The sequence below is a fragment of the Nocardia sp. NPDC127526 genome (assembly GCF_042672265.1).
In the GTDB taxonomy this organism is placed as follows: domain Bacteria; phylum Actinomycetota; class Actinomycetes; order Mycobacteriales; family Mycobacteriaceae; genus Nocardia.
In genome coordinates, this window is record NZ_JBHXVO010000012.1 from 127,156 (window position 1) to 152,689 (window position 25,534).

Annotated in this window: 26 protein-coding genes; 12 read left to right on the forward strand and 14 right to left on the reverse strand. The window is 69.0% G+C overall.

From position 1 onward, the window contains the following. Nucleotides 1-50: 50 nt before the first annotated feature. Both ACFVIV_RS21105 and ACFVIV_RS21110 read right to left on the reverse strand, forming a co-directional pair. On the reverse strand, nt 51-926 hold the full coding sequence (locus tag ACFVIV_RS21105; protein ID WP_379198748.1) for a DUF2268 domain-containing protein: 876 nt from the start codon (nt 924-926) through the stop codon (nt 51-53). A gap of 52 nt (nt 927-978) precedes the next feature. Further along, nucleotides 979-1,632, reverse strand: coding sequence for a hypothetical protein (locus tag ACFVIV_RS21110; RefSeq protein WP_379198750.1), 654 nt, complete (start codon nt 1,630-1,632; stop codon nt 979-981). A gap of 18 nt (nt 1,633-1,650) precedes the next feature. On the opposite strand from ACFVIV_RS21110, the gene ACFVIV_RS21115 reads away from it, so the two are divergent. Further along, a complete protein-coding gene (locus tag ACFVIV_RS21115; RefSeq protein WP_379198752.1) occupies nt 1,651-1,824 on the forward strand; it encodes a hypothetical protein in 174 nt (57 codons plus the stop codon). Between the two features lie 85 nt (nt 1,825-1,909). On the opposite strand, the gene ACFVIV_RS21120 is transcribed toward ACFVIV_RS21115, so the two are convergent. Continuing rightward, nucleotides 1,910-2,761, reverse strand: a complete 852-nt coding sequence (locus ACFVIV_RS21120; RefSeq protein WP_379198754.1) for an alpha/beta fold hydrolase — start codon at nt 2,759-2,761, stop codon at nt 1,910-1,912. A gap of 57 nt (nt 2,762-2,818) precedes the next feature. On the opposite strand from ACFVIV_RS21120, the gene ACFVIV_RS21125 reads away from it, so the two are divergent. Further along, complete coding sequence (locus ACFVIV_RS21125) at nt 2,819-3,304, forward strand: MarR family winged helix-turn-helix transcriptional regulator (RefSeq protein WP_379198756.1); 486 nt, start codon at nt 2,819-2,821, stop codon at nt 3,302-3,304. Nucleotides 3,305-3,320: 16 nt separating this feature from the next. Here ACFVIV_RS21125 and ACFVIV_RS21130 read toward each other — a convergent pair whose 3' ends face one another. Next, nucleotides 3,321-4,766, reverse strand: coding sequence for a PLP-dependent aminotransferase family protein (locus tag ACFVIV_RS21130; protein WP_379198758.1), 1,446 nt, complete (start codon nt 4,764-4,766; stop codon nt 3,321-3,323). A 46-nt stretch (nt 4,767-4,812) separates the two neighbouring features. Here ACFVIV_RS21130 and ACFVIV_RS21135 point away from each other — a divergent pair, with 46 nt between their 5' ends. Both ACFVIV_RS21135 and ACFVIV_RS21140 read left to right on the forward strand, forming a co-directional pair. Beyond that, nucleotides 4,813-5,265, forward strand: coding sequence for a carboxymuconolactone decarboxylase family protein (locus tag ACFVIV_RS21135; RefSeq protein WP_379198760.1), 453 nt, complete (start codon nt 4,813-4,815; stop codon nt 5,263-5,265). 75 nt (nt 5,266-5,340) lie between these two features. Then, complete coding sequence (locus ACFVIV_RS21140) at nt 5,341-6,519, forward strand: MFS transporter (RefSeq protein WP_379198762.1); 1,179 nt, start codon at nt 5,341-5,343, stop codon at nt 6,517-6,519. On the opposite strand, the gene ACFVIV_RS21145 is transcribed toward ACFVIV_RS21140, so the two are convergent. From ACFVIV_RS21145 to ACFVIV_RS21180, 8 genes are all read right to left on the reverse strand, one after another. Next, nucleotides 6,507-6,923, reverse strand: coding sequence for an NUDIX hydrolase (locus ACFVIV_RS21145; RefSeq protein ID WP_379198764.1), 417 nt, complete (start codon nt 6,921-6,923; stop codon nt 6,507-6,509). The genes ACFVIV_RS21140 and ACFVIV_RS21145 overlap by 13 nt on opposite strands. Before the next feature lie 306 nt (nt 6,924-7,229). Then, nucleotides 7,230-8,444 (reverse strand): cytochrome P450, encoded by a 1,215-nt coding sequence (locus tag ACFVIV_RS21150; RefSeq protein ID WP_379198834.1) that lies wholly within the window; start codon nt 8,442-8,444, stop codon nt 7,230-7,232. A gap of 19 nt (nt 8,445-8,463) precedes the next feature. Continuing rightward, the gene (locus tag ACFVIV_RS21155) at nt 8,464-9,681 is read right to left on the reverse strand and encodes a cytochrome P450 (protein ID WP_379198836.1); all 1,218 of its coding nucleotides are present in this window, start codon (nt 9,679-9,681) and stop codon (nt 8,464-8,466) included. Nucleotides 9,682-9,695: 14 nt separating this feature from the next. Then, nucleotides 9,696-10,250, reverse strand: coding sequence for an ATP/GTP-binding protein (locus tag ACFVIV_RS21160; RefSeq protein ID WP_379198838.1), 555 nt, complete (start codon nt 10,248-10,250; stop codon nt 9,696-9,698). 64 nt (nt 10,251-10,314) lie between these two features. Continuing rightward, a complete protein-coding gene (locus ACFVIV_RS21165; protein WP_067541109.1) occupies nt 10,315-10,659 on the reverse strand; it encodes a DUF742 domain-containing protein in 345 nt (114 codons plus the stop codon). Beyond that, nucleotides 10,656-11,009 carry a roadblock/LC7 domain-containing protein gene (locus ACFVIV_RS21170; protein WP_379198840.1) on the reverse strand — a complete coding sequence of 118 codons (354 nt, stop codon included), beginning with the start codon at nt 11,007-11,009 and terminating at the stop codon, nt 10,656-10,658. Before ACFVIV_RS21170 ends, ACFVIV_RS21165 begins: the two co-directional genes overlap by 4 nt. 95 nt (nt 11,010-11,104) lie before the next feature. Further along, a complete protein-coding gene (locus ACFVIV_RS21175; RefSeq protein ID WP_379198766.1) occupies nt 11,105-12,541 on the reverse strand; it encodes a sensor histidine kinase in 1,437 nt (478 codons plus the stop codon). 209 nt (nt 12,542-12,750) lie between these two features. Continuing rightward, nucleotides 12,751-13,542: an IclR family transcriptional regulator gene (locus ACFVIV_RS21180; RefSeq protein ID WP_379198768.1), complete on the reverse strand. Its 792-nt coding sequence runs from the start codon at nt 13,540-13,542 to the stop codon at nt 12,751-12,753. Between the two features lie 94 nt (nt 13,543-13,636). Between ACFVIV_RS21180 and hutH the strand changes: the two genes are divergently transcribed. From hutH to ACFVIV_RS21200, 4 genes are read left to right on the forward strand one after another with little or no spacing between them, the layout of a single operon-like run. After that, nucleotides 13,637-15,274 carry a histidine ammonia-lyase gene (gene hutH, locus ACFVIV_RS21185; RefSeq protein WP_379198770.1) on the forward strand — a complete coding sequence of 546 codons (1,638 nt, stop codon included), beginning with the start codon at nt 13,637-13,639 and terminating at the stop codon, nt 15,272-15,274. After that, nucleotides 15,271-16,920 carry a urocanate hydratase gene (gene hutU / locus ACFVIV_RS21190; RefSeq protein WP_379198772.1) on the forward strand — a complete coding sequence of 550 codons (1,650 nt, stop codon included), beginning with the start codon at nt 15,271-15,273 and terminating at the stop codon, nt 16,918-16,920. The genes hutH and hutU overlap by 4 nt, the downstream gene beginning before the upstream one ends. A gap of 4 nt (nt 16,921-16,924) precedes the next feature. Beyond that, entirely contained in the window at nt 16,925-18,127 is a 1,203-nt protein-coding gene (locus ACFVIV_RS21195) for an allantoate amidohydrolase (RefSeq protein ID WP_379198774.1), read from the forward strand. Next, entirely contained in the window at nt 18,124-19,470 is a 1,347-nt protein-coding gene (locus tag ACFVIV_RS21200) for a formimidoylglutamate deiminase (protein ID WP_379198776.1), read from the forward strand. Before ACFVIV_RS21195 ends, ACFVIV_RS21200 begins: the two co-directional genes overlap by 4 nt. Here the strand turns inward: ACFVIV_RS21200 and ACFVIV_RS21205 are convergent. Together ACFVIV_RS21205 and ACFVIV_RS21210 are read right to left on the reverse strand one after the other, a co-directional pair. Next, a complete protein-coding gene (locus ACFVIV_RS21205) occupies nt 19,450-20,508 on the reverse strand; it encodes an alpha/beta hydrolase (RefSeq protein ID WP_379198778.1) in 1,059 nt (352 codons plus the stop codon). The genes ACFVIV_RS21200 and ACFVIV_RS21205 overlap by 21 nt on opposite strands. A 202-nt stretch (nt 20,509-20,710) precedes the next feature. Further along, entirely contained in the window at nt 20,711-21,538 is an 828-nt protein-coding gene (locus tag ACFVIV_RS21210; protein ID WP_379198780.1) for a DUF4389 domain-containing protein, read from the reverse strand. Between the two features lie 189 nt (nt 21,539-21,727). Here ACFVIV_RS21210 and ACFVIV_RS21215 point away from each other — a divergent pair, with 189 nt between their 5' ends. The 4 genes from ACFVIV_RS21215 (at nt 21,728) to ACFVIV_RS21230 (ending at nt 25,532) form a co-directional block, all read left to right on the forward strand. Beyond that, entirely contained in the window at nt 21,728-22,387 is a 660-nt protein-coding gene (locus ACFVIV_RS21215) for an RraA family protein (RefSeq protein ID WP_379198782.1), read from the forward strand. Nucleotides 22,388-22,471: 84 nt separating this feature from the next. Continuing rightward, on the forward strand, nt 22,472-23,911 hold the full coding sequence (locus ACFVIV_RS21220; protein WP_379198784.1) for a serine hydrolase domain-containing protein: 1,440 nt from the start codon (nt 22,472-22,474) through the stop codon (nt 23,909-23,911). Then, nucleotides 23,908-24,885, forward strand: a complete 978-nt coding sequence (locus ACFVIV_RS21225; protein ID WP_379198786.1) for a sensor histidine kinase — start codon at nt 23,908-23,910, stop codon at nt 24,883-24,885. Before ACFVIV_RS21220 ends, ACFVIV_RS21225 begins: the two co-directional genes overlap by 4 nt. Beyond that, complete coding sequence (locus tag ACFVIV_RS21230) at nt 24,882-25,532, forward strand: response regulator (RefSeq protein WP_379198788.1); 651 nt, start codon at nt 24,882-24,884, stop codon at nt 25,530-25,532. Before ACFVIV_RS21225 ends, ACFVIV_RS21230 begins: the two co-directional genes overlap by 4 nt. The last annotated feature ends 2 nt before the right edge of the window (nt 25,533-25,534 follow it).

The window sequence follows — 25,534 nt, forward strand, 5'->3', positions numbered from 1 at the left end:
TGCCGAACACGGGTTCCGCCACGTAACCGGCCACGTACCGCCGCTGCGGGTCACCCGAGCGCGGTGGCGATGATCTCCGCGCTGTCGACGTGCAGCGCCTGCGCCGCGGTCTTGCCGGTCGCCGCGAGGTAGGCGTCGACCAGCCGATTGCCTGCGGAATACCCCGCCCCCGTCGGCAACCCGACCGGGGTCACCCCGAGATGCTCGGCGATGGTGTCGCCGTGCACCCAGGCGCTGAAGTTCTGCATGCCGGTAATCCCCAGTCCGGTAACGACTTTCGCGAACGCCGCGTCATCGTGCAAGGTGGGCACGCCGATCCGGGTGTACCCGAGGTCGCCGTAGAGCTGGCGCGCGAAGGCATCGGCCAACCCCTCACCCACCACATGCTCGCCGACGGTGACCGTCATCGGATCCCACACCACGCCGCCGGGGCTGTAGCGCAGATTGTGGTTGAGCTCGTGCACCGCCGTGCTCTCCAGCCGCTCCAGGTTCTCCGGGTAGGGCCAGAACGGGATCGTGATGTAGCCGGAGATGCCGCCGAACCCGGTGACCCCCAGGCTTGGGCCCATGAAGTTGGCGTCGCCCGGATCGCCGAGCACCAGCAGTACGGTGATATCCGGCACGCTGAATCCCGGTGTCGCGTCGACCAATACGGCCGCCGCCGCATCGAGCGCCTGCTGCATGCGCTCCCATGCCCCGGCCGCCGCCATTGTCTCCAGCGCGTCCAGGCAACGCTCCTCGTCGCGATCGATGGGGAACCCGGCCGCCTGCCGATGGAACGCCACCAGATCGACCTCCCCCGGAAAATACCGGTACATCCCCGCGATCGATTCGAGCATCGATCGCAGCATGCCCTCACGATCACCCACCGGCGCCCGCAGGATCTCCTTCATAGCCGTATACGAGTCGAGAACAGTTATCGTCACCCGCCGAAAATTAAGCCCTCACGTAACGTGAGGGTCAAACACCGCGCATCCGCTAGCGCTCGGGAACGTCCACCGCGATCTCCCCACCGAGGTGGTAGCCGTCGGTCAACCGCAGATTGTCCCCACTCCAGAACCTGCCCGGGTCATACCAATTCGGCCGCTTCTCCGGCAGCAATCCCATGGCCTGGTACGTCATGGCGACGATCTCCGCGCAGTAGGCGTTCTCCAGCCCGGCCTCGGCCTCGCGCGTCTTCGATCGCTTCGGTAGCGGCACCCGCCCCCGCAGCCACCGCCCCGCCAGCGCACTGGTCGACGGAAACGGCATCCCGTCCAGCCGCGCCACCATCCGCAGCGCCGCATCCTCCATCTCGCGCGTCACCGCCCGATCCAACTGCCGAACCCACGCCTGCTGCCCATACTCATTGGCCCACCGCATGACCGCCGCCCGCATATCGTGCAGCTGCGCACCACGATGATGACTACCCGACCAAATATCCGGCAATGCCTTCCCCAGCTCGGCATGCCAGATCAAAGCCGGCAGATCATCGATCACCACCGCCATCCCGACATGATTCACCGGGCTGTTCGTCAGCCCCCGAATCGCCCGATCAGCCCCCGAATGCCCACGAAACAACCACAGATCACCCGTCCGCGTGAGCTCCACCGCTTCATCCAACCCGATACTCGACAGCGCTTCGCCTGGCACACCGGCTAGCCTAGGCCCATGCGCTGGTGGAAAGTGCTCGGCTTGGCAGGCGCCGCAGGCGTAGCGGCAACCGGAGTGGTCATCGTTCGCTCCGAACGCAAACGCCGCGCCTACACCCCCGACCAGGTCCGCGCTCGCCTCCACGCCCGCCTCGCCGACCACCCCGAGCCCCCCGGCGACAACAAGCCCTGAGCGCCCGTGTGAAACAGCATCGACCGGGAACTGGTGGCGGCGCCCTCTCGACGTTTGCCGCCACCAGTTCCCGGTCGGCGTCGTTTCACATGCGGGACTGGATGCCTGGGCGGAGTCCGGCGGTCTGGTCGACGAATTCTTCGACCAGGCGGGTGTAGGTCGCTGGTTGTTCCATGTTCGGGAAGTGGCCTGCGTGGTCGATTGTGGTGCGGCGGCCGTGGGGAACGGCGTCGAGGAGGCGGTCGACGGTTGCGGTCAGGTCCGGGGAGTCGAGTGCGCCGTCGACGGCTAGTACGGGGACATGGATCGTGTGGGCGCGGGTGGTGACGTCGGCGGCGGGGACGGTGTAGTCCGGTTGTGGGGCAGTGTGTTTGGCCAGGGTTCGAGCGGCCATGGTTCGGAGCTTCTCGATGACGGTCGGGTCGACGTCGTTCAGTGAGCGGGTCGGGCCTGCCGCCCACCGGACGAATGCTTCCATCCATGCGGCGATGTCTCGGCGAGTCATGGCGTCGGCTTGGGCGGCGGCGAGATCCTTCGACCACCGGTCGCGATAGTCGGGCTCGCCGAGGCCGCGGCCGCTGACGATCAGGCCGTCGACCAGCTCCGGATACTCGATGGCGGTGTCGATCGCGGTCATCGCGCCCATGGAGACGCCCACCAGGACGGCGGATTCCACTTCGAGATGACGCAGGAGGGCGGCCACGTCGTCGACCTGGCGGAAAGGTTTTGTCGCGATGGCGGATTCGCCGTGACCCCGGGCGTCGGGGGCGATTACGCGGTGGCGCCGGCTCAGGGCCGACAGTTGCGGGTCGAACATGGTGGAGTCCACGAAGCTCGCGTGCAGCAGGACGACCGGGCGGCCCGCGCCGCCGGTATCGCGGTACGCCAGGGCGCCGTCGGCGGATTCGAAGGTGTGCAGGTCGGTCGCGGCAGTCATGACAACCAAGGTGTCATAACTGGTTTGGTTTGACAACTGAGGTGTCATAATCATTCTGTGGACGATCCCCTCGCACCCGATGACCTCGCACCTCGACTCATGGAGGTCTTCTCCCAGGTCGGCATCCTCTACCGGCACGTCTATCGCAAGATCGAGCAGGAGACATTGCCGCCGGGGGTGTCGGTCGGTGTTCGCGCCGTGTGCGATCTGCTCGGCACGCACGGGCCCATGACCGTTCCGCAGATGGGGCGCGCTCAGGCATTGAGCCGGCAGTTCGTCCAGCGCATGGTCAATGACGCCCTCGCGGAGGAGCTCGTCGAAACCCTCGACAACCCACGGCATCAACGCTCGCCGCTGATCAGCCTGACGGCGAAGGGGAAGGCGGCGATCACCGCGACCACCGCCCGCGAGCACGCCGTGCTGCGCGGTGTGGGCGGCGACCTCACCGCCGCCGATATCGACACCTGCCTGCGCGTCCTGCGTCACCTCGGCGAACCCTTCGCCGGTGTGGACATGAACAGCCCGGCCGGATGCGATCGCTGAATTGCCCGGCTGCGACCTACTTTCGAGTCTCGGGTGGGTCGGGGAGGGCCAGGCAGAGGGCTTCGAGGGCCGGGGTGAAGGCGTGGTCGGCGGGGGTGCCGTAGCCGATTACCAGGCCGTCTCGGGTGGGCATGGGGCCGGCGGGGTGGCGGTACGGGGTGAGGCCGTCGAGGGCGAGGCCCTGGCGGCGGGCGGCGTGGAGGGTGGAATCCTCTGTGCCGGAGGGGAGTTCGAGGACGGCGTGGAGGCCGGCGGCTATGCCGGAGACTCGGATGTGGGGGGCGCGGGTGGCGAGGGTGTGGACCAGTTGGGCGCGGCGGCGGCGGTAGGTGATGCGGGTGCGGCGCAGGTGGCGGTCGTAGGCGCCGGAGGTGAAGAAGTCGGCCAGGGTTAGTTGGTCTATTGCGCTGCATTGCATTTCGCGGGCGCCTTTGGCGGACAGGACATTGTCGATGAGGCGGGCGGGGAGGGCCATCCAGCCGACGCGGAGGGCGGGGGAGAGGCTCTTGCTGACCGAGCCCAGGTAGACGACGCGGTCGGGGTCCAGGCCCTGGAGCGCGCCGACGGGCTGGCGGTCGTAGCGGAATTCGCCGTCGTAGTCGTCCTCGAGGATCACGCTGCCGGTGGAGCGGGCCCAATCGATCACTGCCGCACGGCGTTCCGGGTGCAGGGGGCCGCCGGTGGGGTATTGGTGCGCGGGGGTGAGCAGGACGGCGCGGGCGTCGGTGGCGGGGAGTTCCCCGGTGTGAGCGCCGTGGGAATCGACGGTCAGCGGGATGGTGTGCTGCCCCGCGCCGTGCAGGATGTCGCGGTAGAAGCCTAACCCATACGCCTCCATGGCAATTGGGCCGTCCAGGACGGAGGCCATGAGCCGCAGGCCGTGGGCGAAGCCGGAGCAGATGATGATGCGATCGGGCTCGGTGCGCACGCCGCGGGCCCGGGTCAGGTATTCGGCCAGGGCGGTGCGCAATTCGAGGCGGCCGCGGGGATCGCCCACGCCGAAGGCGTCATTGGGGGCCGCGGACAGGGCGCGGCGGGTCGAGGCGATCCAGGCGGTGCGCGGGAAGGCCGCCGCATTGGGGGAACTGGGTTGCAGGTCATGGCTGACGCGGCGCGGGGCCGGGCGATAGGGGCGGCCGGTGCGCTCATCGGGCGCGGGCACGGCGCGCTGGGCCACGCGGGTGCCGGAACCCTGGCGGGCCGTGAGCCACCCCTCCTCGACCAGTTCGGCATAGGCCGCGGCCACGGTATTGCGGGCAATGCCCAGGTCCATCGCGAGACTGCGATACGGGGGCAGCCGGGTGCCGGGTGCGAGGCGTCCGGAGCGAATGGCCTCGCGCAGGGCGGCCATGAGCGCGGACCGCCGGTTGCCCGCCCTCGCGAGCTCGAGGTGCAGGTCGACGCCCTGATCCGACTCGGGCAGCTCCGGAGATCGCCGAGAATTGACCCATGCTTCTGCCATAGGAATGAACCATATTCGTGGGTCTTTCCAGCCGTACGTTTATGTCATGACAACGATCCAGATCGCCGAACGCATGAACTTCTCCGCCGTCGCCCCCAAGGTCTTCAAGGCCGTCATGGCCCTCGACGCCGCCGCCCGCCAGGGCATCGACCCGGTCCTGCTGGAACTGGTGCAGATTCGCGCCTCGCAGATCAACCGGTGCGCCTACTGCATCGACTACCACACCACCGACGCCCGTAAGGCCGGCGAAGCCGAGGAGCGCATCTACCAGCTCAGCGCCTGGGAGGAATCGAGCCTGTTCACCGCGCGGGAGCGCGCCGCCCTGGCTCTGACCGAGGCGGTCACCCGACTGCCCGAAGGCGTTCCGGACGCGGTCTACAACGAGGCCGCCGCACACTTCGGCGAATCCGAACTGGCGCAACTCATCGCGCTCATCTTCACCACCAATACCTGGAACCGGATGAACGTCACCACCCGCAAGACCCCCGGCACCCTCTGATCCGCTGCTCTCCTCGCGCCGGGCGGCTCCCCGCGAGCCGCCCCGGGACCCCTTGTGCACGAAAGGTTTTCCGCCATGACCGCCCTCCTCGCCCCCGAGCGCACCCCGCTGCGCGGCTGGCTCGCCGTACTGGCCGTGACGCTCGGCATCTTCTCCCTGATGACCTCCGAACTCCTGCCCGTCGGCCTGCTCACCCCGGTCGGTTCGGCCCTGCACATCTCCGCAGGCACCGCGGGCCTGATGGTCACGGTGCCCGGTCTGGTGGCCGCCTTCTCCGCCCCACTGATCACCGTGATCACCGGCCGCGTCGACCGCCGCCTCGTGCTGGTCGCCCTCATCGCGCTCATGGGCGCGGCCAATCTCGCCTCCAGCATGGCGACCAGCTTCACCGTCATCCTGATCGCACGCTTCCTCATCGGCATCGCCGTCGGCGGATTCTGGTCCATCGCGGGCAGTATCGCGCTGCGCCTGGTCCCCGAGCATCAGGTGGGCCGCGCCACCGCCGTCATCTTCGGCGGCGTCGAAACCGCCTCCGTGTTCGGCGTCCCCACCGGCACCTTCATCGGTGATCTGAGCGGCTGGCGCGCCGCCTTCGCCGTGGTCGGCCTGCTCGGCCTGGTCTCGGTGATCGCCATGGCCTTCCTGCTGCCCAGCCTGCCCGCCCAGCGCACCATCGGATTCGCGGACCTGCCAAAGGTTTTCGGCGCCAACCCCACCCTGCGCGCCGCGCTCGCGCTGACCTTCCTGGTCATCACCGGCCATTTCCTGGCCTACACCTTCGTGCGCCCCATCCTGCTCGAGGACGGCATCGGCGAGCACGCGATCGGCGTGCTGCTGCTGGTGTTCGGCATTGCCGGCATCTGCGGCAACTTCCTGGCCGGCGCGCTGGTCTCGAAGGGCCTGCGCCGCGCCACCGCCGCCATTGCCGCCGCCCTCATCGCGGCCATGCTGGTGCTCGCCGTCGCCGACCACACCACCGTGACCGCGGCCGCCGCCCTGATCCTGTGGGGCCTGGGCTACGGCGGCGTGCCGGTCACCTTCCAGACCTGGGTCATGCGCTCGGCCCCCGACACCACCGAGGCCGCGTCCTCACTGTTCGTGTCGGTCTTCAATATCTCCATCGCCCTCGGCGCGCTGTTCGGCGGCTTCGCGGTCGACGGCCTCGCCACCGCCGGCGTGCTCTGGATCGGCGCGACCCTGGTCCTGCTGGCCCTGCCGATCATCCACCGGGCGGGCCGGGCTCACGCCCTGTAGGTGGTGAGGATGGCGCGAATCGAGGACGTGACGGGTAGGTCGCCATCGAGGGGCAGCCACCGGTAGGCGGCGTAGTTGGTGAGCCGGACCGGCGAGACCGCGGCGACTTCCGCCGCGAAATGCTCTCGGCGGACCGGCTTTCCGGCATTGGACAGATAGTCGAAACTGCCGAGGTGGCGGTGGATGTCGACGACCGTCAGCCCGGTCTCCTCCGCGACGGCTCGCGCCACGGCGGTGGCCAGCGGTTCCCCGGCGCGCACGATGGTCCCCGGCAGGCTCAGCGTGCTGCGCCCCTCGGCATACTCGTCACGCTCCAAGAGCAATACCGCGCCATTGTGCTCCAGCACGACCCCCACGCGTAGAGCGACCCCCTCCGCGGCGGCCTTCTCCGACAATTCGGTCAATGCCGACTCCCCGACAGATTGTCTGGGCGACAACTCGAAACCCTGCACTGCACACCCGCATCCCGTAACACCGGACATCCACGTCCAGTCCCACTGTCAACGCTACCGCCCGAGAAGCATTCAGCAGCAGCCGAATACGCCAGATCCGATGCAAATCAACCGAACCGATGTTCCATCCGGAAATCTTTCGTGACCAACCGGAGACAGACCTCCCGGTCAGCTGACTTGCACTTTTCCATTCTCCCCCACAAAGGACCGAGCCCGGCACAAGCCGGGCTCGGTCGCATGAACACGCGCCCCGGGTCGCTATTCCGCGTCGAGATACACCGGGAGATCGCGGTGGCCATTGGAGATGAAGCCGATCACCGGGGCGACCTCCGCGGGATCGGTGGCCAGCCGCAGGTTCGGGAAGCGCTCGAACAGCGCCGGGAGGGCGATGCTCGCCTCGAGCCGCGCCAGCGGCGCGCCGATGCAGTGGTGCGCACCGTGACCGAAGGCCACATGATCCTTGTTGACCCGGGTGACATCGAAGGTCTCGGCGGTCGCGCCGTGGATCTTCGGGTCGCGACCGGCCGCCGCATACGAAGCCAGAATCGCCTCCCCCTTGGCGATCTTGATATCGCCGACCTCGATGTCCTCCACCGCATAACGCAGCGGCAGATGCGCCACCGGCGACTCGTAGCGCAACGTCTCCTCGATGACGTCGTCCCAGCTCGCCGTCCCCGCCCGCACGGCGGCCAGCTGCTCGGGATGGGTGAGCAGCGAGAAGATGGCCTGATCGAGCAGGTTGACCGTGGTCTCGTGCCCGGCGTTGATGACCAGCATCAGCGTGTCGATCATCTCCTTCTCGGTCAGCCGCTCGCCGTCCTCGTCGCGGGTGGAGATGAGCACGCTGGTCATATCGTCGCCGGGATTGTCGCGGCGGAAGGCCACCAGATCCGCGATGAGCTCGCCCATTTCGATGTAGTTGGCCAGCGCGGCCTCGGGGCTGATCTCGGTGTCGAAGAAGCGGGCCACGCAGACGCGCAGGGCGGGCTCGCGCTCCTCCGGGACGCCCAGCAGTTCGCAGATTGCCTGGATCGGCACCGGGTAGGCGAAACCCTCACGCAGGTCCACGATCTCACCGGCGGGCGCGGCGGCCAGCTTGTCCAGCAGCCCGGTCACCAGCTCCTCGATGCGCGGCTGCATGGCCATGGTGCGGCGGTGGGTGAAGGCCGGCGACACCAGCTTGCGCAGCCGCCGGTGATCGGAACCGTAGGCGGTGAACATATTGACCGCCGCCACCCACGGGAACAGCGGCCAGTCCGCGGTGACCTCACCCTCGCGGAAGGCCGTCCAGTGCTGTGCCGCGTCCTTGGACACCCGGGGATCGGCCAGCAACCGCTTCAGCAGCTCGGCGTCGGTGACCGACCAGGCCGGCACGCCCATCAGCTCGACCAGGGTCACCGGGCCGCGGGCGCGGATGCGGGCGTTCTCGCCCTGAATGTCGACACCGGTCAGATCCAGCGCCAAGGGTTCCATCGTCACAGCCGTCTCCTACTCACACATTCAATGGCGGACACGCCGGAAAGACGACCGGCAGCGCTGCCAGCGCCCGGTGGAAAGGCCCTGGGCGCCAGACCAGTTCATCGACTGGAACGGCGAGACGCAACTCGGGCAGCGCATCCAGCAATTGATCGATCGCCTCCTGCGCGACGAGCGAGGCCACCGAGCGCGCCGGGCAGGCGTGCGGCCCGAGACTCCAGGCCAGATGGGAGCGATTGCCGATGCGCTCGCCGCCGCTGATGGCCGGATCGTTGTTGCAGCCGGTCATGCTGATGACCACCGGCTGATGCGCCGGCAACCAGGTGCCGTTGATGAGCATGGGCTGGCGCGGATAGGAGACGGAGAAGTTCGCCATGGGCGGGTCGTTGAAGAGCACCTCGTCCAAAGCGTCACGGGTGGAAAGGCTTCCGCCCAGCACGTCACCGGCGAAGCGGTCGTCGGTGAGGATCAGCCGCAGCGTATTGATGATGAGGTTCTGCTGCGGCTCCAGTCCGGCGCCGTAGATGCTGATGATGTTGTACAGCATCTCGGTGTCGTCGAGCGCGGCATTGTGCTGCAATAGCCGGGTCACCATATCGTCGCCGGGTTCGCGCCGCTTGAGCGCGATCAGCTCCAGCAGCGCCTCACTGAGCATCTGCATGCCCAGCGCGGCGTTCTCGTCCACCGAATCGAACAGCGCGGCCATGCCCGCGGCCACCCGCGCGCCGATATCCGGTGGGCAGCCCAGCATGTCGTTGAGCCCGGCGAAGACCAGCGGCATGGCGTACTGGCTGATCAGCTCCGCCTCGCCCTGCTCGCAGAAGGAGTTGATCAGCGGCAGCGCCTCGCGTTCCACGATGGCGTGCAGGCCGTGCAGATCGACGCCGTCGACCGCGGCCACATTGGCCTGCCGGTATCGCGCGTGCACCGCACCGGAATTGCGCAGCACATTCGGATACCACTGCAGCATCGGCTTGACCGGGGAGTCGTCCGGAACCGTCTCCTGCCAGACCCGCGGATCGGCCGGGAAATGCTCGGGATCATTGAGGATCCGCACCGCGTCGTGATATCCGATCACGAGGGTCGCGGGCACCCCGGGCGCCAGCTCCACCGGCACCAGGGACCCGTAGCGACGCCGCATCTCGCGGTAGCTGCCGTGCGGGTCGGCCGCGAATTCCTCGGTGTAGAGCGGGAAGTGGGTGCCGTCGGAAAGCGTGGACGGTCCGACCGGCATTCCAGTCGACGTGGTCAAAGGCGAGACTCCTGACGCGATTGAAACAGGTATTCGACGAGGGTGATGAGCGAGTGCACACAGGTCCGGCGATCGCGGGCGTCCAGGGCGGTCAGCGGCGTGGACTCGGTGAGGTCGAGCGCATCGCGCACCTCGTCGAGCGGATAGCGCTGCGCGCCCTCGAATTCGTTGACCGCCACCGCATACGGCACGCCGCGTTCCTCCAGCACCGACAGCACCTCGTCGGACTGCTCGATGCGCCGGGTGTCGACCAGCACCAGCGCGCCCAGCGCGCCCATGGCCAGCTCCTCCCACATGGGCAGGAAGCGCCGCTGGCCGGGAGTGCCGAAAAGGTACAGCGCCAGTTCGGGATTGAGTGTGATGCGCCCGAAATCCATGGCCACCGTGGTGGTCGTCTTGCTGCCCAGCCCGGTGATGTCGTCGACGCCGATGCTGGCCTCGGTAATGGTCTCCTCGGTGCGCAGCGGCTTGATCTCCGAGACGCTCCCGACGAAGGTGGTCTTGCCGACGCCGAAACTGCCTGCCACCAACAGCTTCACCGATCGGGTGATGGTGGACGGCAGGTAGTCGACGTGCGCGGGCGATGTGTGCGGGCCGGATTCCGCGGTGGCGGACTCAGACCGCAAGGGCGCGAAGCCCATTCAGTACCTCTTCCAGCAAACTGACGTCCGGCAACGTGTGTTCGGGCGTCCGGGTGATCAGGTGACCGCTGTCGATCAGGTCGGCGATGACGATCTTCACCACCGAGGGCGGCAGGTCGAGGTGCGCCGCGATCTCGGCGATCGACAGCGCACTGCGGCACAAGGTGAAGATCCGACGCGCGTCGGGAGAGCCCCCCTGCAATGGTGTCCCGGCGGCGACGATCACGGTGACCAGGTCCAGATGACGAGTGGGACGCGAACGCCCACCGGTGCGCACATACGCCCGGACCAGGTCGGGATCACGTCGCGGGCCGGTCATGGCCGGGCGACCCCGCGCGGTACCGCGCCGAGCTCGTGCCCGACCCGGGTGGCGAGTTCATTGAGCCGGTGCGCGACCAGCGCGACATCGACCTCCGGAGTGGTGGACACGCCCAGCACGGCCCCGACCCCGGCGGCGGTAATGAAGATCATCCCGCCGTCGTATTCGGTGACGTTCTGGCGCACATTGTCCCCGGGGCCCCCGCAGAATTCGCCGAGCGCCTTGCCCAGCGAGCGCAATCCCGATGCGGCGGCGGCGAATCGCTCCGCATTGTCGCGGGTGATGGTGCCCGAGTGCGCCATTCGCAAGCCGTCCTCGGACAGCAGCACCGCGAACCGCACCCCGGGCATATCCAGCTCGGCTAGTAGCCAGGCGAGCCGGTTGGGCCCCTCTTCCAGGTTCGAGACCGGCGCCGTGCCCTGCGGGTTGGTCGCAGTCGGTGAGTTCACGAGATCTTCCCTTCGGTCTGATCGGAGTCGGCGGCGCCCTGGTCGGCCGAGGCGGCGGCATTGCGGCCGCTGACCGAACCGGTGTGCCACGCCACCGCGATATCGGGTCGTGCGAGTTGGAGCGTGGGGGCGGACTGCCGCGCGGGCGCGGGGGCCGGGGCCGGTTGCAGGACCGGCAGCGGGCCGGTGGTGTACGTGGTCGACGCAACCACGGTGCGCCGCCGCCGCTTCGCCAGTCCGCTGGCGGTGAGCGCGGCGGCCGCCTCGGACTCCTCCGCGGGCCGCTGCACCGGGGCGACCGCCGGCGGGGTGCTCGCGGGCGGCACCGCGGCCGGCTGCTCGCGCACATCCTGCGGGGCGACGAGCAGCTGTTCGGGGATGTACACCATCGCGCGCACACCTCCGTACATATTGGGCCCGTCGATGTAGACGCTGAAGCCGTAGCGCTTCGTCAGGGCCGCGATACTGGGGAAACCGATCTTCGGGGCGGGACCGAGCTCGAGGATGTCGATGGAGCGCTCACCGGAGAGCACCTGGCGGGCCTCCTCCAACTGCTCCGGGCTCATGCGCACACCGGCGTCGTCGATGAGGATGGTCACGCCGTGGTGGCCCTCCTGGAAGCTGATGTCCACGAAGGACGTCGGCGGCGAATAACGCAGCGCGTTGTCCAGCAGCGTCGCCACGGTGTGCACCAGCGGCTCCACCACGCGGCTGGCCACCACCCGGTCGGCCTGCGCCGACCGCACGCGCAGGTAGTCGCGGACACGGCCGACCGCGCCGCCGACCACATCGGTCACCGACTGCTGCGGCCAGCGGCGGCCGGGCAGGCCACCGCTGACGATCACATAGGACTGCGCCTGCCGGATCATCTGCTGCACACTGTGATCGATGCGGATGAGGGTCTCGTAGACGGCGTCATCGCGGTGCTCGCGCAGCGCCACGCTGACCACCTTGCCGACGTCCGCGCCCAGGCTCACCACGGAGGTGCCGAAGGAGCGCACCGCGGCGCCGGTCACATCCCGCGAGGCGCCCTGCGCCTCGGCGCGAACGGCCTGCTCCGCGTTGGCGATTGCCTGCCGCGCCCGCTCCTCGGCCTCGCGGCGGCCGTGATCGAGCGCCTCGGCCCACAGCAGGCGCAGATCATCGGCGTAGGTTTCGACGGCCTGCCGCAGCAGCGTCGCGGTATTCGAATGCTCCAGGCCCGGAGGAATTTCCAGTCCGCTCACCGGCAGCCCCGGGCGGCGTGCCGACTCCGTCATGGACGGAAGCGTCTTGCGGACAAGCTGATCGATGAGGTATTCCGAACCACGGAGCTGGGCGGCCAGATTGTCGGCGCGCGCGCTTTCGGCACGCAACCGCACTGCCGTATACCCGGCCCCCGCGATCGCGAGCACAAGTACGGGGACGAGTATCCAGAGAAACATCACTGCCATATGGGGTTTCGTCAATCCTGTCGGCTACACACGGATCGGGCGACTCGCGCAAACTGCCCGACGGTAGCCAACAACATACCTATTTCGTTATCACCGCGTCACTTTCACCCCGGATCTGTCGGAAAGAGGCACTCGAGCGGGCTCGCTACTGCACAAAACCGCTGGTCGTCCGCCGGCCTATTACCGGAATCGACTGAGACGGACGGGCATCAGGATCGCGCGGGCGGGCGGCCGCCGATTGCGGTCGTCAATGCGGCGGCGGCAATGCGCACCGCGGCGGCCAATTCCGGCCAAGTGTCACCGCATTCGACATCCTCGTCCGGGCAGTGGTGGCGCAGGGTGAGACTCAGCGCCGCAATGGGCCGGCCGCCGTGATCGAAGACGGCATCGGCGACGGTGGCGAAACCCGGGGTGATGTAACCGTCCTCGACCGACCAGCCGCGAGCGGTCTCGGCGCGCAGGATGCGGCGCAGCTGACGGAGATCGCGCGGGCCGCGGGCGGTGCGCATGGGGAAGGCGGAGGCGGTGGGGAACAGGGCGCGCACGTGCGCGGGGGCGAGGTGACGCAGCATGGCGCGGCCGGTGGCGGTGAGATGGGCGGGCAGGCGCACCCCGACATCGGTCACCAGGGTCTGCGGGCGGGGCGGGCGCTGCTCGATGAGATAGAGCGATTCATTGCCGTGCAGGATGCCCAGGTGGCCCGTGCAGCCGGCGGTGTCGACCAGGGTGCGCAGCAGTGGCGCGGCCAGACGCTCGAGCGGGTCGTGGCGCAGATAGGCGGACCCGAGTTCGAAGGTCGCGACGCCGAGGCCGTACCGGCGCTCGTCGGGCAGGTAGGCCACATAGCCGGCGTGCTGTAGCTCGCCGAGCAGCTGATAGGTGGACGAGCGCGGGATGGCCAGTTCACGGGCGATGGCCCCGGCGGGCATGGGATTGGGCCGCTGGGCGAGCAGGCCGAGAATGCGCAGGCCGCGGCGCAGGGCCGGGATATCGGTACTCATCACACCCGCCTCGCGCTCGCATTGTTCGTACTGTCTGAAATACCAGACGAAATCCGGGTGTGGGTGCTCGAATCCGAAGGTCGTAAGGACTGGAATGGTGCCCATGACGATCGGGACGCAGCGGGTGGTGGTGGGCGCGGGGCCGATGACGGCCGCGCAGGTGGTGGCGGTCGCGCGGGAAGGCGCCCGGGTGGAGCTGGCCGCGGACGGCCTGGACCGGCTGGCCAAGGTGCGCGGGCACATCGACGAGCTGGCGCACAGCGAGCGGCCGGTGTACGGGGTGTCGACCGGATTCGGGGCGCTCGCGCTGCGGCACATCCCGCCGGAGCGGCGGACCGATCTGCAGCGCTCGCTCATCCGCTCGCACGCGGCCGGGGCGGGCGCGCCGGTGGAGCCGGAGGTGGTGCGGGCCATGATGCTGCTGCGGCTGCGCACCCTCATGACCGGGCACACCGGCGTGCGGCCCGAGACCGCGCGGGCGCTGGCCGAACTGCTCGACAGCGGGCTGATTCCGGTCGTCCCCGAATACGGGTCACTCGGCTGCTCGGGCGATCTCGCGCCGCTCGCCGCGGTCGCATTGGCGCTCATGGGGGAGGGCACGGTGCTCGGGGGAGCGGGTTCGCGCGCGGGGGCTGAGGATTCGCGGCCGATGGCAGAGGGTGCGCGGCCGGGGTCGGAGGGTGCGCGGCCGGTGGTGGAGGGATTGCGGCCGATGGCGGAGGCCATGTCCGAGGCCGGGCTGACACCGCTCACGCTGGCCGAGAAGGAAGGGCTGGCGCTGACCAATGGCACCGACGGCATGCTGGGCATGCTGCTGCTGGCCATCGCGGATCTGCATCGGCTGTTCGATCTTGCCGATCTGACCGCGGCCATGAGCGTGGAGGCGCAGCTGGGCACCGACCGGGTGTTCGCGGCCGATCTGCAGCAGCTGCGGCCGCACCCCGGGCAGGCGGTGTCGGCGGCGAATATGCTGGCGGCGCTGGCGGATTCGGAGATCGTGGCCAGCCATCGCGGGGAGGACTGCCCGCGTGTGCAGGACGCCTACTCGCTGCGGTGCGCCCCGCAGGTGCACGGGGCCGCGCGCGACACCCTGGCCCATGCCGAGACCGTGGCCGAGCGCGAATTGTCCTCCGCCATCGACAATCCCGTGGTGCTGGCCGACGGGCGGGTGGAGTCCAACGGCAACTTCCACGGCGCGCCGGTCGGGTACGTGCTGGACTTCCTGGCCATCGCCATCGCGGATGTGGCCAGCATCGCCGAGCGGCGCACCGACCGGATGCTGGATGTGCACCGGTCGCACGGGCTGCCGGCCTTCCTGGCCGACGATCCGGGCGTCGACTCCGGATACATGATCGCCCAGTACACCCAGGCGGGCATCGTCTCCGAGCTCAAGCGGTGCGCGGTGCCGGCCTCGGTGGATTCCATTCCGTCCAGCGCCATGCAGGAGGACCATGTGTCCATGGGCTGGGCCGCCGCGCGCAAGCTGCGCCGCGCCGTGGACGGGTTGACCAGTGTGCTGGCCATCGAATTGCTCACCGCCGCACGGGCTCTCGATTTCCGCGCACCACTGCGGCCCGCGCCGGTGACCGCGGCGGCGCGGGATCTGGTGCGGGAGCGGGTACCCGGGCCGGGGCCGGATCGCCATCTGGCGCCCGATATCGCGGCGGTGGAGCGGCTCATTCGCTCCGGTGCGGTGAATCAGATTCTCGAGCAGGGGGTTTCGAAACCATGACCGATATCGTCCGAGCCGCCCGCGGCACGTCGCGCACGGCCCGCAGCTGGCAGACCGAGGCCGCGTTGCGGATGCTGCACAACAATCTGGATCCCGAAGTCGCCGAGCGGCCGGAGGATCTGGTCGTCTACGGCGGGACGGGAAAGGCGGCGCGGGACTGGAACAGCTTTCACGCCCTGGCCCGCACCCTCACCGATCTCGCCGACGACGAGACGCTCCTGGTGCAATCCGGCAAGCCGGTGGGCGTGCTGCGCACCCACGAATGGGCGCCGCGCGTACTCATCGCCAATTCCAATCTCGTTGGCGATTGGGCCAATTGGCCGGAGTTCCGGCGGCTCGAGCAGCTCGGGCTGACCATGTACGGGCAGATGACCGCCGGATCCTGGATCTACATCGGCACCCAGGGCATTCTGCAGGGCACCTACGAGACCTTCGCGGCGGTGGCGGCCAAGCGCTTCGGCGGCAGCCTCGCCGGAACCCTCACCGTCACAGCGGGTCTGGGCGGCATGGGCGGCGCGCAGCCGCTCGCCATCACCATGAACGAGGGCGTGGCGCTGTGCATCGAATGCAATCCGCGCCATGCCGCGCGCCGGGTGGAGACCCGGTACCTGGACGAGATCGCCGACAACCTCGACGACGCCCTCACCCGGGTCATGGCCGCCAAGAAGGCCCGCCGCCCGCTGTCGGTCGGGCTCATCGGCAATGCCGCCGAGATCCTGCCCGAACTGCTGCGCCGCGAGGTCGAGGCCGACATCGTCACCGACCAGACCTCCGCCCACGACCCCCTCACCTACCTGCCCATCGGCATCGCCCTGGAGGACTGGGACGACTACGCCAGTCGCAAACCCGATGAATTCACCCGCCGCGCCCGCGATTCCATGGCCCTGCACGTCGGCGCCATGGTCGGCTTCCTGGACCGCGGCGCCGAGGTCTTCGACTACGGCAATTCCATTCGCGGCGAAGCCGAACTGGCCGGCTACGAGCGCGCCTTCGACTTCCCCGGCTTCGTCCCCGCCTACATCCGCCCCCTCTTCTGCGAAGGCAAAGGCCCCTTCCGCTGGGTGGCCCTCTCCGGCGACCCGGCCGATATCGCCGCCACCGACCGAGCCATCCTCGACCTGTTCCCGGAGAACGAATCCCTGGCCCGCTGGATCCGCCTCGCCGGCGACCGCGTCGCCTTCCAGGGCCTGCCCGCCCGCATCTGCTGGCTCGGCTACGGCGACCGCCACCGCGCCGGCCTCCGCTTCAACGAACTGGTCGCCACCGGCGAAGTCTCCGCCCCCATCGTCATAGGCCGCGACCACCTCGACGCCGGCTCGGTCGCCTCCCCCTACCGCGAAACCGAAGCCATGGCCGACGGCTCCGACGCCATAGCCGACTGGCCCCTCCTCAACGCCCTGGTCAACACCGCCTCCGGCGCCAGCTGGGTCTCCATCCACCAGGGCGGCGGCGTCGGCATGGGCCGCTCCATCCACGCCGGCCAGGTCACCGTCGCCGACGGCACACCCCTCGCCGCCCAGAAGATCGAACGAGTCCTCACCAACGACCCGGCCACGGGCGTCCTACGCCACGTGGACGCCGGCTATCCGGAAGCGGAAACCGTCGCCCGCGCCAAAGACCTTCGAGTTCCGATGTGGGAGAAGTGAGCCGATGACATCCGCCAATGATCTGCTGTCCGAGATCAGCGCGGTCGGTGCCGACCGGGCGCGGGGAGGCTACTCGCGGCATGTTTTCACGACTGCCGATTCCGAGCTGCGGGAGTGGTTTTCCGCGGCGGCGCGGGTGCGGGGGCTCGATGTGCAGGTGGATCGGAATGCCAATGTGTGGGCTTGGTTCGGGGCTCCGGGGGCGGATGCCGTGGTGACCGGGAGTCATCTGGATTCGGTGCCGGGGGGTGGGGCCTATGACGGGCCGTTGGGGGTGGTGAGTGCGCTGGCGGCGTTCGACATGTTGCGGGCGGAGGGGTTCGTGCCGCGGCGGCCGCTGGCGATCGTGGTGTTCGCGGAGGAGGAGGGTGGGCGGTTCGGGGTGCCGTGTCTGGGATCCCGGTTGCTGACCGGCACGCTCGATCCGGCGGATGCGCTCGTGCTGCGCGATGCGGATGGCACTTCGTTCGCCGAGGCGGCGCGGGTGGCGGGGCTGGTGCCGGAGCATTTCGGCCGGGATGACGAAACACTCGGGCGGATAGGGGCTTTCGTCGAGCTGCATGTCGAGCAGGGGCGGGGTCTCATTCACCTGGATTCGCCGCTGGCGGTGGGCAGCAACATCATTCCGCACGGGCGCTGGCGGTTCACGTTCACCGGGCAGGGCAATCATGCGGGGACGACGCTCATGGACGACCGTCGCGACCCGATGTTGCCCGCCGCCGACATGATTCGCACGGTGCGTCGCGCGGCGGCCGCCGTGCCCGAGGCGCGGGCCACGGTCGGCAGGCTCGTGCCCACCCCGGGCGGCACCAATGTCATCGCTTCGCAGGTCGACGTCTGGCTCGACGCCCGCTTGCCCGAACCGGGGAACGTTCGTGAGCTGGTCGCCGCGATCACCGAACAGGCCAGGGCCGCGGCCGAACTCGAGGGGTGCGGGCTGGACGTCGTGGAGCAGTCGTTCGAGGGCACGGCGCATTTCGATCCCCGGCTGCGCGACGAACTCACCACACTGCTCGGCGGCGCACCGGTGCTGCCCACCGGTGCGGGTCATGACGCCGCGGTGCTGGCTCCCTTCGTCCCGACGGCCATGCTGTACGTGCGCAATCCGAGCGGAATCAGCCATGCGCCGGAGGAATTCGCCGAGCCCGCAGATATCGACCACGGGACAATGGAATTGGCGCGGGTACTGCGGAGTCTGGCCGGATGAGCGGCACGGGAGGTGCGTCCGCCACCGGGCCGGGCGCGGTCCAGACGTACTGGTGTCGTCGGGCATGGCTGCCCTCCGGAGTCGCGGACGGGGTGCGCGTCGAGGTCGCGGATGGCGTGATCACTGGCGTGGCCGTCGGTGAAACTCCCACCGGCACTGTTCTTCCCGGGCTGGTCGTGCCCGGATTCGCCAATGCTCACTCGCACGCCTTCCACCGCGCCCTGCGCGGGCGCACCCACGACGATCGCGGCAGCTTCTGGACCTGGCGCAACCACATGTACGCCCTGGCCGAACGGCTGGAACCGGAGTCCTACTACCGTCTGGCCCGCGCCGTCTATGCCGAGATGGTGCTGGCCGGGTACACCAGCGTCGCCGAATTCCATTACCTGCACCATCAGCAGAACGGTCGGCCGTACGACGACCCCAATGCGTTCTCCCACGCCTTGGTCACCGCGGCCGCCGACGCCGGTATCCGCCTGACGCTCCTGGATGTCTGCTATCTGGCAGGCGGATTCGACCGGCCGCCCACCGGCGTCCAGCGACGTTTCGCCGACAGCGACGCCGACGCGTGGGCGCATCGCCTCGAATCCTTCCGCCCCGCAAGCGGCCTCGTGGTGGTCGGCGCGGCGATCCACTCGGTGCGCGCGGTGCCCGCCGAGCAGCTCCCGGCCGTGGTGCACGGTGCGGCCGACCGGCCTTTGCACGTCCATCTCTCCGAACAGCCCCAGGAGAACGCGGAATGCCTGGCCCGGCACGGTTGTACGCCCACCCGGCTGCTGGCCGCGGCGGGTGCGCTGACACCGCGCACGGTCGCCGTGCACGCCACCCACCTCGATCCGGCCGATATCACCGCACTGGCCGAATCCTGGGTCTGCCTGTGCCCCAGCACCGAATCCGACCTCGGCGACGGCATCGGCCCCGCGCGCCAGCTGGCCGATGTGGGTGTGCGCCTGTGCCTGGGCAGTGACGGTCAATCCGTCATCGACCCGTGGTTCGAGGCCCGGGCTCTCGAATGGCATGAGCGCCTGGCCAGCACCCGCCGCGGCCGCTTCACCCCCGGCGAATTGCTCTCCGCCGCAACCGCGCACGCTGCCTCGGGCTGGTCCGGCCTCGGCGAACTCGCGCCCGGCCGGGGAGCCGACCTGGTCTGCGTCGACACCGGATCGCTCCGTACCGCGGGCGCGGACCAGGCCGGAATACTGTACGCGGCAACAGCATCCGATGTCACCGACGTCATGGTCGCGGGGGAGTGGGTGGTCCGGGACCGCGCACACCTGCGCATCGCCGATGTGCCGGCGGCCCTCGAAACCTCGATCGCGGCGCTAACCGATATTGGCGGATAGATCCGGCAGCATGCGGTACGCCTCGTCCTGCCAGTTGTTCCAGGCGTGAATGCCGTACTCGGGGAACGAGTACGCGACATTGCCGCCGCCCAGCGTGGCCATGCGCACCTGGAAGGCGCGAGTATTGGCCAGCGCCAACGCTTCCAGCGCCATACCGTTCACGGTGCCCATATTCGGCCCGTCCATGGCGGTGGGCCGCCCGCTGGCCGCCGCGATGTAGAGGCGCGTGTTGTTGTTCACCAGGTTGGGCGCGAACACGAACGGATCCATGCGCAGCCACTGCGGCCCCCACGGCGGCGCCATGGAATCCACGTTGTATCCACCCGCGTCGATCATGGCCAGCCGGATCGCCTCCCGCATGCCGGGCGCGGAGATGTTCAGATACCCGGAGAACGCGCCCGCGAAGCTGAACTGATCCGGATGGTAGGCGGCCATGGTCAGCGCCGCGCTGCCGCCCATGGACAGCCCGAACACGCCATTGCGGTTCGGATTGAAGCCCAGCCGATCCCGCAGCGCCCACCGCAGATCACGGGTCAGGAAGGTCTCCCACTCGTACCGGTAGCTCTTGCCCGGCCCGCCCGAGAGCGCGTCCGTCGCACCGGATCCGGTATTGGCCGACCCGGTTCCCGCCGGGATTCCGAAGAATTCGCTGGGAGCGTTCCAATCGGTGTAAAAGCTGGACTGACCGCCCACCGGCATGACCACGTTGATATTCGCCGCCGCCATCGCCTCGGCGATATTCGTCTCGATCTCCCAGCCGCTGAGATCCTCCCGCGCCCGCATTCCGTCGAGCGCGTACACCACCCGATCGGTATTCCCGTCGGCCGCGCGCAGAATGCGCGTCTTGATCGGTCCCATGGTGGGCGACTCCACCCAGAAGTCGAAGGCGGCCGGATTGAACGCCGCCGTGGCCGTCCCGCCGCCGGTCAGCACCACCAGCAGTGATGCCAGCACCGACAACACCACTCCCAGCCCCGTCCGGCGAGCCCACCGGCTCCCGGGTCTGGACGAGTCCGACACTCCACGAATCGATCGCATCGATTCCGGTCCTTTCGCTCGCGCGGTCGGCAATGACCGCAGGGCTGTTCGGAACCGGCCCCCGCACCGGGCACTACACATGCGTGCGCGACAACAGCGAAAAGCCGTTGTCGCGCATGCTCTGTGTGAACCTATCGGCGGGGCGACGCTGAATGTTGCTTGAAATTAACCAGAGTCGCTGTGTTTACCGCCACACGAATAGCTAGCGGCTATTGATCCGGTGCGACGAGGAGACCGTGTCGGTCTCGTCGTCATAGCTGGAGGTGTTGACGGTGGACTGCGCGAAGCTGGTCAGAATGCCCACGACCAGGATGACGATGAGCAGCACCCGCCCGGCGCCCGAGACCAGCAACGGCCGCGTCGGGGACTGCGCGGGCTGCCCGGTGGGCATGGCCGGCCCGGTCGACGCCTGCCCGTCGCCGAAGACGCCCTTCAGATAGGTGGGCGTCAGCAGATAGGTGTATGCGCCCGTGCGCAGCTGGGCGCGCAGCACCGCGGCGGTGGATTCGAAGACCGCCTGCGGCATCCGGCCGGTGATCAGCACGATCAGCCACAGAATGATCGAGATGACCGCCCACCCGCTGGTCAGCCAGCTGGAGAGCACCAGAATCGGGAAGGCGAGAATCAGCCGGAACAGCACCGCCAGCCGATTGAGTTCCGTCGGCGGATGGAACCACACGCGGACCGGGTACTCCGGCGCGTCCCAGGAGAACGGCGGATAGTCGTCCACCAGCAACATGCCGTACCCGTAGACGCGGGTGGTGTAGGCGGTGTACCCGCGCAGGAAGTCGCCGCACCACTGCGGCAGGCGACCCGTGAACAACGCGCCGAACCACCCGCAGATCACCACCACGAGCGCCGCGATCCCCAGCGCCCAGACCGCAATGGCCTGCGGAATGATGAGAATCAGCCGCAACAGCACGGTCCAGCGGGAATGCTGCTGCGGCGGAAAGACATCCAGATCGACCGTCGGCTCCCGCATGGGCGGCTGCAGCGGCGGCGGAACCGGGTAACCTTCGGGGACTGTCATCGTGGGCCTCCCTGGTCGGGTGAAGCTACGAAGTCATCGATTCAGGGGAATGTAACCCAGTATCGCGCGCGCGGGACCCGCAGCGCGCGGAACGGAACGAATCGGCCACCGAAATCAACGTCGGACCGGGCCGCCCGGTCAGTAGAGTCGGGTGGCCCACCCGATTCGAGCCTCGAAAGGGCGTCGCCGATGGTCGCCGATCGACTTACCGAGAAATTCCGCTCCGTCGACACGACCGCCCTGTGCGATGCGGATAAATCGCTGCGGGTCATGGACAGCGCCATGCGCCCGCGCTCGGCCGCCACCCGAATCCTCGGTCCCGCCTTCACCGTTCGCTGCACCGCCGACTTCTTCGGCGCGCTGCGGGCCATCGAAGCCGCCGCGCCCGGCGATGTCGTGGTGGTGGACGGCGGCGGCAGTGAGATCGCCTTGGCCGGTGAGCTTTTCGCGCGCGGGGCGCTGGTGCGCAAGCTTGGCGGGATCATCGTCGACGGTGGATATCGCGATATCGGCTACGTCCGCACCTGCCCGCTGCCGGTCTACAGCCGGTTCGTCACGCCCATGGCCGGAACCACCTCCGAACTCGGTGAACTCCAGGTCCGCGTCACCTGCGGCGGCGTGCCGGTATCTCCGGGCGATCTGATCCTCGCCGATGACGAGGGCGTGGTCGTGGTCGATCCGGAGGAAGCCGATTCCCTCCTCGACGCGGCGGCCGCCATCAAACAGGCCGAGGCCCGCCTCATCGAAAAACTCGACGCCGGTGAGACTTTGAGCGACGGCCTCACCATTGCCGCGCACACCGCCGCCCTCGAATCGGGCAAGCCCTCCACCCTCCAGTTCGTCCCGTAGCCCGGGGAGTACTCGACTTTCGTCAGTGCGATCCCGGCCGATCGGCAGATTCCGAGACTCCGGGGGATTCCTAGATTTGCGGGCATGAAACGCCAGCTCATCGGTCTGATCGCCGGGATCGGCCTGTTTGCCGGGCCGTTCGTCACCCCGATCGCCCATGCCACGCCGACCACCGAACTCACGCCCGCGAGCATCGACGCCTATCTCGATCGGGCCATGGCATCCACCGGCCTGCCCGGCCTGTCGGTGGTCGTGACCCGGGGGAGCGAGATCGTGCACGCCGCCGGGTACGGGCACGACTCGAATGGCGATGCGCTCACCGCGAACTCCCCGATGCGGGTCGCCTCGCTGAGCAAATCCTTCACCGCGATGGCGGTCCTGCGGCTGGTCGACGACGGCCGGGTCGCCTTGGACGCCCCGGTGGCGCACCAGCTCCCGGAGTTCCGGATGGCGGACCCGCGAGCGTCCTCGATCACCGTGCGGCAGTTGCTGAATCAGACGTCGGGACTGTCCGATTCGACCGTCGATATCGGTGCGACGGAGACGGCGGCCTCGCTGCGCGAGTATGTGTCGGTCCTCGGCGACGGCACATTGGCCGCCGCTCCCGGCGCGGAATGGCGGTACTGCAATGCCAACTACAACGTGGCCGCCCGCTTGGTCGAAGTGGCGTCCGGACTCGGCTTCGGTGAGTACATGCGACAGCGGATATTCGATCCGCTGGGTATGACCTCGAGTGCGGTTTCCGACGAAAAAGTCACTCCCGCACGCGGATTCAATTCGATATTCGGCGTATGGGTGGCGCGGCCCGAGCTGCCGGGGTTCCTGGACGACAGCGGGAGCGGCGGTGTCATCACCACGGCGGCCGATATGGGGCACTGGCTGATCAGCCAGAACGGCAAGGGAACTCAACTGGTGGCGCCGCGCAGCCTGGAGGTCGTGCACTCCCCGCAGGGCGATCACGACTACGGAATGGGCTGGGGCGCGGAGCGCCTGCACGGCGCCGACCTGCTGTTGCACTCGGGAAATCTGTTCACCTACAACGCTGTCCAGGCCATCGATCCCGGCACCGGCTACGGGTTCGCGGTCATGGCCAATAGCGCCGCGCTCCACGACGACACCTATGACATCCTCTCCGGCCTCGTCGCCATGAGCCGGGGTGTGACACCGGAGATCCCGGGCGGTGACCGGCAACTGTTCGAACTGGCGCTGGCACTGCTCGCGGCGGTGGCGTCGGTGCTGGGGATCCTGGGCGTCTGGCGGTCGCGACGATGGGCGAGCCGACGCGCGGGGCGGGCCCGGTGGCGGATCGGAATCCGGCTGCTGCCCGGACTACTGCCGCTGTCGATCCTCGCGGCGTACCCGCAACTGATCACGGTGCTGGTGAACGGCCGCACGGTCACCTGGGCACAGCTCACCTATTTCGCCGCGCCGATGACGATCACGCTGGTGATCGCGGCGGCGGCCGGCGCCGCGACCGCGGCCGCGCGAGCGGTACGGCTGGCCTCGGTAGGGTCGAAGGCATGAGGGACCGGGCGAGCTTGGCGTCGATCGCGGCGCTGTGCCTGGTCAACGGTCTGTTCCTCGACGCGCTTCCGCTCTGGCGGCAGACGGTGTTCCTGCTGCTGGTCCTGCTGGGGTACCTGCACGGGCGGCATTGCCCGACGCGACGCGGCGGGGTGGTCCTGGGTCTGGTCGCCGCGCCCGGATTCATCACCATGGCGGTGAACTTCGCGATCGGGTTCGGCGCCCTCGCATGCCTCGGCCTGTTCGTGATCCTCCCGTGGCTGGCGGGCCGCTTCCGGCGGCAGCAAGCCGAACTGGTGCGCGCCGGACGGGCGCGGGTGGCCCAGTTGGAGCGAGAGCGCGAACTCATCGCGGACCGAGCCGAACTGCGTGAACGCGCGCGCATCGCCACCGATATGCACGACTCGCTCGGTCACGAACTGGCCCTGATCGCCGTGCGCGCCGGTGCGCTGGAACTGGATCCCGAGCTGAACGACCGCACCCGCGCGGCGGCGGCGCACCTGCGCGAATCCGCGACGACCGCCACCGACCGGTTGCGCCGCACCGTCGGCCTGCTCCGCGAAAACGGCGTCGCCCCCACCGAGCCCGCCGGCGAGCCGATCGCCGAACTGGTCGACCGCGCCCGCCGCGCCGGACTGGCGGTCGCGCTGCGGCCCGGAACCCCGGCCCTGCCGCCCACCGTGGACAGCGCGGTGCACCGGGTGGTTCAAGAGTCGCTGACCAATGCCGCCCGGCACGCCCCCGGCGCGGAGGTGACGGTGAGCGTCGAACGGCACGCCGGAGCCGCCACCGTCGCCGTGCACAACTCCGCACCGGCCGAGAGACGGGAATCCGCCGGTGGCGGAACCGGTTTGGCCGCGCTGCGGGAGCGCGTGCGGCTGCTCGGCGGAACCGTGCACGCCGGACCCGAGAACGGCGGCTTCGCTGTGATCGCGCGAATCCCGCTCGCGGAGACGGGAACCGAATCGCCGTGACGATCCGGGTGGTACTGGCCGACGACGAGGCCATGATTCGCGCCGGCGTAGGGGCCATCCTCGCCACCGATCCCGCCATCGAGGTGGTCGCCGAGGCCGCGGACGGCCGCGAGGCCATCGATCTCGTCCGCGCGCACCGCCCCGACCTCGTACTCCTGGACATTCGCATGCCCCGCCTCGACGGATTGCGCGCCGCCGCCGAACTGCGCGCGACCCTGCCGGAGGTCGCGGTCGTCCTGCTCACCACCTTCGACGAGGACGAATACATCGCGCGGGCACTGGAACTGAGCGTCAGCGGATTCCTGCTCAAAGCCTCCGATCCGCGTGAGCTGATCCTCGGCGTCCGCGCGGTGGCCGGCGGGGCCGCCTACCTGTCACCACGTATCGCCCAGAAGGTCATCGCCCACCTCGGCGGCGGCGACCTCGGCCGGGCGGCGGCGGCGCGGAAACAGCTCGAATCCCTCACCGAGCGCGAGCGCGCGGTCCTCGCACTGGTCGGGCGCGGCCTGTCGAATCAGGAGATCGGTGACGAGCTGTTCCTCTCCGAGGGCACCGTCAAATTCCACGTCAGCGCGGCCCTGCGGCAGCTCGGCCTGAAAAACCGGGTGCAGGCGGCGATCCTGGCCCACGAGGCCGGGCTCACCTGACA

Coding starts and splice junctions, on each gene's coding strand:
- ACFVIV_RS21115 (WP_379198752.1), top strand. CDS start 1,651: ATGCGCTGGTGGAAAGTGCTCGGCTTGGCAGGCGCCGCAGGCGTAGCG.
- ACFVIV_RS21120 (WP_379198754.1), bottom strand. CDS start 2,761: ATGACTGCCGCGACCGACCTGCACACCTTCGAATCCGCCGACGGCGCC.
- ACFVIV_RS21130 (WP_379198758.1), bottom strand. CDS start 4,766: ATGGCAGAAGCATGGGTCAATTCTCGGCGATCTCCGGAGCTGCCCGAG.
- ACFVIV_RS21135 (WP_379198760.1), top strand. CDS start 4,813: ATGACAACGATCCAGATCGCCGAACGCATGAACTTCTCCGCCGTCGCC.
- ACFVIV_RS21140 (WP_379198762.1), top strand. CDS start 5,341: ATGACCGCCCTCCTCGCCCCCGAGCGCACCCCGCTGCGCGGCTGGCTC.
- ACFVIV_RS21150 (WP_379198834.1), bottom strand. CDS start 8,444: ATGGAACCCTTGGCGCTGGATCTGACCGGTGTCGACATTCAGGGCGAG.
- ACFVIV_RS21155 (WP_379198836.1), bottom strand. CDS start 9,681: ATGCCGGTCGGACCGTCCACGCTTTCCGACGGCACCCACTTCCCGCTC.
- ACFVIV_RS21165 (WP_067541109.1), bottom strand. CDS start 10,659: ATGACCGGCCCGCGACGTGATCCCGACCTGGTCCGGGCGTATGTGCGC.
- ACFVIV_RS21170 (WP_379198840.1), bottom strand. CDS start 11,009: ATGCCCGGGGTGCGGTTCGCGGTGCTGCTGTCCGAGGACGGCTTGCGA.
- ACFVIV_RS21175 (WP_379198766.1), bottom strand. CDS start 12,541: ATGGCAGTGATGTTTCTCTGGATACTCGTCCCCGTACTTGTGCTCGCG.
- ACFVIV_RS21180 (WP_379198768.1), bottom strand. CDS start 13,542: ATGAGTACCGATATCCCGGCCCTGCGCCGCGGCCTGCGCATTCTCGGC.
- hutH (WP_379198770.1), top strand. CDS start 13,637: ATGGTGCCCATGACGATCGGGACGCAGCGGGTGGTGGTGGGCGCGGGG.
- hutU (WP_379198772.1), top strand. CDS start 15,271: ATGACCGATATCGTCCGAGCCGCCCGCGGCACGTCGCGCACGGCCCGC.
- ACFVIV_RS21195 (WP_379198774.1), top strand. CDS start 16,925: ATGACATCCGCCAATGATCTGCTGTCCGAGATCAGCGCGGTCGGTGCC.
- ACFVIV_RS21200 (WP_379198776.1), top strand. CDS start 18,124: ATGAGCGGCACGGGAGGTGCGTCCGCCACCGGGCCGGGCGCGGTCCAG.
- ACFVIV_RS21205 (WP_379198778.1), bottom strand. CDS start 20,508: ATGCGATCGATTCGTGGAGTGTCGGACTCGTCCAGACCCGGGAGCCGG.
- ACFVIV_RS21210 (WP_379198780.1), bottom strand. CDS start 21,538: ATGACAGTCCCCGAAGGTTACCCGGTTCCGCCGCCGCTGCAGCCGCCC.
- ACFVIV_RS21215 (WP_379198782.1), top strand. CDS start 21,728: ATGGTCGCCGATCGACTTACCGAGAAATTCCGCTCCGTCGACACGACC.
- ACFVIV_RS21220 (WP_379198784.1), top strand. CDS start 22,472: ATGAAACGCCAGCTCATCGGTCTGATCGCCGGGATCGGCCTGTTTGCC.
- ACFVIV_RS21225 (WP_379198786.1), top strand. CDS start 23,908: ATGAGGGACCGGGCGAGCTTGGCGTCGATCGCGGCGCTGTGCCTGGTC.